The organism is Mycobacterium sp., assembly GCF_050701515.1.
Lineage (GTDB): Bacteria > Actinomycetota > Actinomycetes > Mycobacteriales > Mycobacteriaceae > Mycobacterium.
Genome location: NZ_JBOGDB010000016.1, coordinates 1 through 7,217, shown reverse-complemented (window position 1 = coordinate 7,217; position 7,217 = coordinate 1). Strand labels below are relative to the sequence as shown.

Here is a 7,217-nt window from a genome sequence, read left to right as displayed (position 1 = left end):
CTTCGAGGAGGGCGCCAGTGTGGCGCTGCTGTTGACACGCCCTGGCGTCGGTCCGATCTCGCATCTGGACCGACAGTGGTCGACGTTGCTGACGCAAGTCGCCGCAGCATTCGGTGTTCCGCTTCAACCGATCTTCCGCGCCAACGACGAAACACTCATGCAGGTGGAGCCCGAGCTAAAAGCAGCAAGCTAAGTGCTACCATGTGCTACATGGAGCGCATCGGTCTCCGTGAACTCCGCCAGCACGCCAGCCGCTACATCGCGCGCGTGGCGCGGGGCGAGACGGTCGAAGTGACACAACGCGGTCGGTTGGTCGCCCGCATCGTCCCGGCTGGCGAAGACACCTGGGAGGACCTCATCCTTCGCGGCGAAGTCATTCCGGCCGAGTCGCCTGGTGATCTCCTTGACGAAGAGCCGGTGGACTACGGATTCGACGCCTCGGCGGAATTGCAGCGGTTGCGCGCTGACGAACGCTGATGCACGTGTACATGGATACCTCGGCGTTGGTCAAGCTCATCGTCGTCGAGCCCGAATCTTCGGCGCTACAAGACTTTTTGAATCGGCTTCCATCCGACGGCCGATTCACCTCTGCCCTTGCCCGGATGGAACTAACTCGAGCCATTGCACGCCGGGGTTCGATAGAGGCCGTAGCGCATGCTCGCCGGGTCCTCGCGAAGCTCGATCTGGTGCCTTTGAATAGCAGACTGCTCGATGCAGCGGCCACCATGATGCCGCCCGAACTTCGGAGCCTCGATGCGATACATCTTGCCGCCGCGTTGACGGCAACCGACCTCCGCGCGATCGCTACGTATGACAACCGCTTGGCTGAGGCCGCAGCCACTGCCGGTCTCGCGGTCGCAAGTCCTCGCTAAAGCAGGTAGCGATACGCCGGCGAGCCGGGCTCCAACTCCTCGACATGAATGTCGGAGGCGTGCATCCGCGCCAGCAGACCTTCCACGTCAGCGGCTGAACTCAGCTCGATGCCGACCAGCGCCTCCCCAGTTTCCCGGTTGTTGCGCTTCACGTACTCGAACAGGGTGATGTCGTCGCCGGGTCCGAGCACGGTGTCGAGGAACCGGCGCAGCGCGCCGGGCTCCTGCGGGAAGTCGACCAGAAAATAGTGCTTGAGGCCGAGATGCACCAACGAGCGCTCCAACACCTCGTTGTACCGGGACACGTCGTTGTTGCCGCCCGAAATCAGGCACACGACGGTGGATCCCGGCTCGATGTCTGCCTCCAGCATCCCGGCGACCGATAGCGCGCCGGCGGGTTCGGCGATGATGCCCTCGTTCTGGTACAGGTCCAGCATCGCCGTGCACACCGCGCCCTCGTCGACGGCGGTGAGCGACACCATGTCACCCGCTGCGGCCAGCACCGCGTAGGTCAACGCGCCGGCTCGGTTCACCGCGGCGCCGTCGACGAACTGATCGACGTGGTCCAGCATGACCGGCCCGCCCGCGGCCAGCGCGGCGATCATCGCGGCGGCCCCGGCCGGCTCGACACCGAGCACCGAGGTGCCGGTCGTCCGTTCGGCCAGGTACGTCGTGATGCCGGAAATGCAGCCGCCGCCACCGACCGGGACGATCACCAGATCCGGCTCGCCGTCGAGCTGGTCCAGAATTTCGACGGCGATGGTGCCCTGGCCGGCCATCGTGCGCGGATCGTCGTACGGCGGCACCAACGTCGCACCGGTGCGCGCGACGTCGTCCAGCGCGGCGGCCGCGGCCTCGTCGTAGGTCTTGCCGACGGCGATCAGCTCGATGAACTCACGACCGTGGTAGCGGATGCGGTCACGCTTCTGCTTCGGCGTCTTGGCCGGGATGTAGACCCGGCCGTGGATGCCCATCGACCGGCACGCCATCGCGAAGCCCTGGGCGTGGTTGCCCGCGGACGAGCACACCACGCCGGCGGTGATCTCGGCGTCGGACAGCTGCATCAGCAGGTTGTTGGCCCCGCGCAGCTTGTAGGATCGCACCGCCTGGAGGTCTTCGCGCTTGAGGTAAACCGTGGCGCCGGTGGTCTCCGAGAGCCGTTCGCTGACCTGCAGCGGGCTGCGCGCGACGACGCCGGAAATTCGCTGAGCGGCCGCATCGATGTCGGCCGCGCACAACGGCGGCGACGTTCGCGGGGTCTGGCTCAGTTCAGCGGACACCGATCAATGGTGCCATCTGGGGGTTTTCCTGCAAAAGCGGGTTAGGTAACCGGGGTGAGCACGAACACCGGGATTTGCCGATCGGTCTTCTTCTGATACTCGGCGTAGTCCGGCCAGGCCGCGACCGCCCGCTCCCACCACGCCGCCTTCTCGTCGCCGAAAACCTCGCGGGCTTGGTAGTCACCCGACCTGGGGCCATCCTGCAGCTCGACCCGCGGGTTCTTCTTGACGTTGTGGTACCAGACCGGGCTCTTCGGCGCGCCGCCGAGCGATGCCACCACCGCATACTCGCCGTCGTGCTCGACCCGCATCAGCGGCGTCTTGCGGATCTTGCCGCTCTTGGCGCCGATGCTGGTCAGCAGGATGACGGGCTTGCCCTGCAGCTCGGTGCCCTCGGTGCCGCCGGAGTCCATGTATTTCTCGGCGTTCTCGCGGGCCCAATCGGACGTGCTGGGTTCGTAATCTCCGGTAATTGGCATGACGCCAGCCTAAGTGTTTCGGCTGGCCGAAAAGATAAATACGAGCTATCGTTAAACCATGACAGTGCACGACGAAGTGCTGATCGCCGGCGTTCCCTGGCCGGTGTACAAGCTGGTCGCGCTCGCTGTCGGTGTCGTTGTGCTGATCGGGGTTGGCGTCGCCACGGCGAGTGCCGCTCCCGCCGTGCTGACCGCGGCCGCTGCCGCCACGGTGGTGTGGCTCGGCCTGCGCGTCGGAGTGCGGCGCTAGCCTTCCGCCAGTTCCCGCAGCCGGTCCAGGTCGGCGGCCACCGTCGCCACGTCGCTTTCGAACTGCTCGTCGGTCTGGCCGGGCTGTTGGCGCACGGTGAAAACCACCTCGCAACGCGGCTGGCCCTCGCCAGCCGGGATCACCCGCAGCGGGTTGTACACCGCCTCGCCCGACGGCAGCCGCACCACGTGGTCCAGCACGCCGTAGTCGTTGGCCGGCGCGAACTCGACGGTGACCTGGCCCATCGGCGAATCGGCCACCCAGCCGTCGGCGGTCTGCCGCAGCCCGCCCGCCGCCAACCCCGACGCCCAGCGAGGGAGCTGCTCGGGGTCGGCTGCGATCGCGTACGCAACCTCGGGCGCGACGTCCATCCACACGCTGACGTGGCGAGAAATCATGGCGCCGCGCTCGTCGCCGCTTTCGGCTCGTGCACGTGCGCCGCGATGTCGGGAGCGTAGAGCTCCTCGATCTCGGCGGCGTACTTCTGGTGGATCGGCTTGCGCTTGAGCTTCATCGTCAGCGTGATCTCGTCGCCGCCCGGTTCCCAGAAGGTGGGCAACACCCGGAACCGCTTGAGCTGCTCCACCTGCGAGAGCTTCGAGTTGCCCGCCGCGACGCCCGCCGCGACCTCGGCAATCAGCCCCGGATCGGGCGCCAGCGTTTCCGGCGACGAGTCGGCGAGCCCGCGCTGCGCGGCGTACGGCGCCGCGGCATCGGCGTCGAGCACGATCAGCGCCGTGTTGTACGGCCGGCCGTCGCCGAGCACGATCATCACGCCGATCAGCGGGCAGGCCGCCTTGATGGTGTTCTCGATGTTGGCCGGCGACATGTTCTTGCCCGCGGCGTTGATGATGAGTTCCTTCTTGCGGTCCACCACCTTGAGGAAGCCGTCCTCGTCGGCCTCGAGGATGTCGCCGGTGTGCAGCCAGCCGTCCGCATCGATCGCCTCCGCGGTATTCTCCGGCTCCTTGCGGTAGCCCTTAATCACCAGCGGCCCGCGCACCAGAAATTCGCCGTCGTCGGCGATCCGGCCCTCCATGCCGGGGACGAGCTTGCCCACCGTGCCGAGCTTGGCCTCGGCGGGGTGGCTGACCGTTGCGACGCAGCTGAGTTCCGACATGCCCCACACCTCGGAGATGGGAATCCCGATACCAGCGAAAAATCCCAGCGTCTCCTTCGGGATCGGTGCCGCACCTGACACTGCCCACCGCAGCTGGTCCAGGCCGAGTTTGGCGCGCAGCTTCGACAACACCAACTCGTCGGCCTGCGCCCATTCTGCGGCGACATCGTCGGGCACCGGCTCTCCCGCCAGCAGTGCTGCGGCGCGCTTTGCGGCCACGCTCAGTCCCCACTGCAGACCCGCACGCTTGGTTTCGTCCGGCTCGTTGGCAGCGGCGAAATCGATTGCAGCCTTGAGCTTTTCCCATATCCGGGGCACCGCACCCCAGATCGTCGGTCGGACGTCGGGCAGAGCCGCCGCGATTGCCCGAGGATCGGCGACCGTGGTGACCTGGGTGCCGAATACCTCCTGGTTGTACAGCGCACCCCACCGGTCCGCGATGTGCGCCGACGGCAAGAAAGACGTGATGCGGTCACTGAACTCGATGCCGAGCACCGCTTCGACAGCGAACGACTCGAACATAAGGTTGGCGTGCGTCATCTCCACGCCCTTGGGGTTGCCGGTGGTTCCCGACGTGTAGATGAGGGTGGCCACGTCGTCGGACTGCACCGCCCGCCAGGAGGACTCGAAGTCGAAGTCGTCGTCGCCGGCGGCGACGAGATCCTCGACCGACAGCGTGCCCTCGGGGGTGCCGTCGAGGCACACGATGTGCTCGATGTTCGCGCCGCTGGCCCGGATCCGGTCGACATATTGGGCTTCGCACATCACCACCTTGGTGTCGGCGTTGTCGAACAGATAGACCAATTGCTCGGCGGCCAGCGTGTTGTACACCGAAAACGAGATGGCGCCGACGTGCTGGGCGCCGACCTCGAGCGGGTAGAACTCGACGCGGTTGGCCATCATCAGCGAAACGGTGTCGCCCCGCCGGACCCCGAGGCCCGCCAGGCCGGCGGCGACCTGGCGCACCTGGGTGGCGTACTCGCGCCAGGTCAGCGTCTGGGTGTCGCCCACGGTACGTAGCGCGACGGCGTCCGGATCGATGGCGGCGGTGCGCTGGAAGGCCTCACATAACGTGGCGGGCCGATCGGATGTGCTCATGATTCTCACCGTAGGTACTCACACTGTCCAGATGGACGATTCACCGGAATCTGTAAATTCGCAGTCATGGGGATCGCCACAACCGAACTGACACCGGCCGAACAAACCGCATTTCTCACCGTGTACGCCAGGGCGCTGGACAGCAGATGGCCCCGTCCGATCCTGGGCGACACACTCGCCGATGAAGTCGTGGCAAAGGTGGACTATGACTTCGCCGGCCTTGGGGTGCAGACCAGTGTGGTCTGCCAAGCCGCGCTGCGCGCCAAGATGCTCGACGAGCGGGTGCGCGCGTTCACAACCGAACATCCCGACGCGGTGGTGGTCGACCTTGGCGCCGGCCTGGACAGCGGCTTCTACCGCGTCCGGCCGCCCGCCACCGTGGACTGGTACAGCGTCGACCTGCCAGCGATCGCCGCGCTGCGCGAGGAAGTGCTGCCGAACGACCCGCGGGACCACTCGGTGCCGGTGTCGCTGGCCGACGAGCACTGGCCCAACGCCATCCCTGCCGACCGCCCGACCATGCTGATCGCCGACGGCCTGTTCGCCTTCCTCACCGAGCCGGTGATCAGCGGAATCTTCCGGCGCATCACCGACCATTTCCGGACCGGCGAGCTGGCATTCAACGACTACGGACGCACCGGCTGGGTCACCCGTGTCGCGATGAAGCTGTACCCGCAGAAGATGTACAAGGACATCGTCAGCCAGCTCGGCTACCCGGGATTCAAGGACGCGCACCACCCCGAAACCTGGAATCCGCGGATGACGCTTGTCGAGGAGGCCAGCCTCACCCACCGACCCGAGATAGACCTCTTCCCCGGCTGGATCCGGGTTATGAGCCGGATGTCCGCCCACAGCAAGACGGGACGCCGCAAGGCCCGAATCCTGCGCTACAGTTTCTAGCCCAGGCAGCCGGGGCCGAGCAGCGCCTTCAGGTTGCCCATCAGCGCCGACGACGGCGTTACTCGAAATGACGTTGTCCAGCTCCACGGGCCAACGCGAGGCCGGCGCTCGTCGTCGCCTACGCTGGAAAGCCCATCGCCACCAACGCGATCGCCGTTCCGCGATCCCACGGATTCGGAATGACAAGGCACCCCTGCTCGTGCAACTGGCGGAACCGAGCGAAGGTCAGCCGCCGATGCACACATCGACATCAGCTAGGCCGCCTGGCCCACATGCCCGAGTGTCGCCCGCGCTGCAAATGTGCTGGGCCACGACGATGCGAGGCAGGTGAGCTGACGCCCCGTGTGCCCGGCTGCGTGGTTCGCGGTTAACGTGCTTGGCTTAAGCCTATGAAACGCGCCACGGCCACAGGGCATCTCGTCGAGATGGCAGAGGTCGCGTCGCAGTGGCTGGAACTCGGTGACCGACGTCGATGGCCCCTCAGCGAAATGTGGGTGGCCGGGGAGCTGCTGACCTTAGCCGAAACCCTGGACGCAGGCGCGGTCGTGCTCGTCCTCGACCTTCCCGCCGAGGAGCTCCCCTGGCTAGCCATGCATCCGACCGGAGAATCGATCGGCCACCAGCTGCGGCTCGGCAAGCGACCGATCCTCTGGGGCTACCGACCGCGTACGTGGCCAGTCTGGAATCACCAACATCGGCGGCTGGCGAGGTTCTGGTCGGCTGAGAACGGTCTTGATGCATCCACGATTGATGCGCTCCGGTCACGGCGCCTTGATCGCCTGCCCATCATCGAGCCGTCCGCCGACGAGCTGGCCGAGCAACTCCGGGAGGAGCTCGCCGTGTCGCGTCGTCACCTCCGATCCGTGGTCAGCGACTACTGGGAACGCGACTGGCGGCAGCGTCACAAGGGCTACGGCGAATCGCCCGAAAACCACCTGTGGCGGGCTGCCACCGCTGTGACAGAAATCCTGGATGGGCTCGACGATCTGAAGGGTTAGAAACAGCTGCGGTCTGAGTGATCGGTAGTTGTCGGTGGTGTGCTGTAGGAACAGATACATGAATTTGGCGTCGTGGGCTGAGCGCAACGGTGTTTGCGCGCGTGACCGCGTATCGCTGGTTCCGTGCGGGCTTGCTGCCCGTCCCGGCGCGTAAGGTTGGCAGGCTGATTCTGGTCGATGATCCTTCTGTTGCAGCCGGTCCCCGCACACGGACGGCGGT

The 7,217-nt window shown here is 66.2% G+C and carries 9 protein-coding genes and 4 pseudogenes; 7 read left to right on the top strand and 6 right to left on the bottom strand.

Annotated features, from left to right (window positions below):
- The 3 genes and pseudogenes from ACRDU5_RS01430 to ACRDU5_RS01420 all read left to right on the top strand — a co-directional run.
- Window positions 1-193: pseudogene (locus ACRDU5_RS01430) on the top strand (hypothetical protein); the annotation flags it as partial.
- Window positions 194-210: 17 nt separating this feature from the next.
- Window positions 211-477, top strand: a complete 267-nt coding sequence (locus tag ACRDU5_RS01425; RefSeq protein ID WP_526612435.1) for a type II toxin-antitoxin system Phd/YefM family antitoxin — start codon at window positions 211-213, stop codon at window positions 475-477.
- Window positions 474-872, top strand: coding sequence for a type II toxin-antitoxin system VapC family toxin (locus ACRDU5_RS01420; protein WP_526612436.1), 399 nt, complete (start codon window positions 474-476; stop codon window positions 870-872). The genes ACRDU5_RS01425 and ACRDU5_RS01420 overlap by 4 nt, the downstream gene beginning before the upstream one ends.
- Here the strand turns inward: ACRDU5_RS01420 and ilvA are convergent.
- Together ilvA and ACRDU5_RS01410 are read right to left on the bottom strand one after the other, a co-directional pair.
- The gene (gene ilvA, locus ACRDU5_RS01415) at window positions 869-2,152 is read right to left on the bottom strand and encodes a threonine ammonia-lyase IlvA (RefSeq protein WP_526612434.1); all 1,284 of its coding nucleotides are present in this window, start codon (window positions 2,150-2,152) and stop codon (window positions 869-871) included. The two genes, ACRDU5_RS01420 and ilvA, sit on opposite strands and share 4 nt — an antisense overlap.
- 41 nt (window positions 2,153-2,193) lie before the next feature.
- Window positions 2,194-2,631 (bottom strand): nitroreductase family deazaflavin-dependent oxidoreductase, encoded by a 438-nt coding sequence (locus ACRDU5_RS01410; RefSeq protein WP_526612433.1) that lies wholly within the window; start codon window positions 2,629-2,631, stop codon window positions 2,194-2,196.
- 58 nt (window positions 2,632-2,689) lie between these two features.
- Here ACRDU5_RS01410 and ACRDU5_RS01405 point away from each other — a divergent pair, with 58 nt between their 5' ends.
- Window positions 2,690-2,881, top strand: a complete 192-nt coding sequence (locus tag ACRDU5_RS01405; protein ID WP_526612432.1) for a hypothetical protein — start codon at window positions 2,690-2,692, stop codon at window positions 2,879-2,881.
- Here ACRDU5_RS01405 and ACRDU5_RS01400 read toward each other — a convergent pair.
- Together ACRDU5_RS01400 and fadD11 are read right to left on the bottom strand one after the other, a co-directional pair.
- A complete protein-coding gene (locus ACRDU5_RS01400) occupies window positions 2,878-3,279 on the bottom strand; it encodes an SRPBCC family protein (RefSeq protein WP_526612431.1) in 402 nt (133 codons plus the stop codon). The two genes, ACRDU5_RS01405 and ACRDU5_RS01400, sit on opposite strands and share 4 nt — an antisense overlap.
- Complete coding sequence (gene fadD11, locus ACRDU5_RS01395; RefSeq protein WP_526612430.1) at window positions 3,276-5,099, bottom strand: fatty acid--CoA ligase FadD11; 1,824 nt, start codon at window positions 5,097-5,099, stop codon at window positions 3,276-3,278. The genes ACRDU5_RS01400 and fadD11 overlap by 4 nt, the downstream gene beginning before the upstream one ends.
- Window positions 5,100-5,165: 66 nt before the next feature.
- Here fadD11 and ACRDU5_RS01390 point away from each other — a divergent pair, with 66 nt between their 5' ends.
- Entirely contained in the window at window positions 5,166-5,999 is an 834-nt protein-coding gene (locus ACRDU5_RS01390) for a class I SAM-dependent methyltransferase (RefSeq protein ID WP_526612429.1), read from the top strand.
- Here ACRDU5_RS01390 and ACRDU5_RS01385 read toward each other — a convergent pair.
- Both ACRDU5_RS01385 and ACRDU5_RS01380 read right to left on the bottom strand, forming a co-directional pair.
- Window positions 5,996-6,070: pseudogene (locus ACRDU5_RS01385) on the bottom strand (hypothetical protein); the annotation flags it as partial. The gene ACRDU5_RS01390 and the pseudogene ACRDU5_RS01385 sit on opposite strands and share 4 nt — an antisense overlap.
- Before the next feature lie 50 nt (window positions 6,071-6,120).
- A pseudogene (locus ACRDU5_RS01380) lies at window positions 6,121-6,240 on the bottom strand (isocitrate lyase/phosphoenolpyruvate mutase family protein); the annotation flags it as partial.
- 148 nt (window positions 6,241-6,388) lie between these two features.
- On the opposite strand from ACRDU5_RS01380, the gene ACRDU5_RS01375 reads away from it, so the two are divergent.
- Together ACRDU5_RS01375 and ACRDU5_RS01370 are read left to right on the top strand one after the other, a co-directional pair.
- Window positions 6,389-6,997, top strand: a complete 609-nt coding sequence (locus tag ACRDU5_RS01375) for a DUF7711 family protein (protein ID WP_526612428.1) — start codon at window positions 6,389-6,391, stop codon at window positions 6,995-6,997.
- A 58-nt stretch (window positions 6,998-7,055) separates the two neighbouring features.
- Window positions 7,056-7,217, top strand: a pseudogene (locus ACRDU5_RS01370) (IS607 family transposase); the annotation flags it as partial.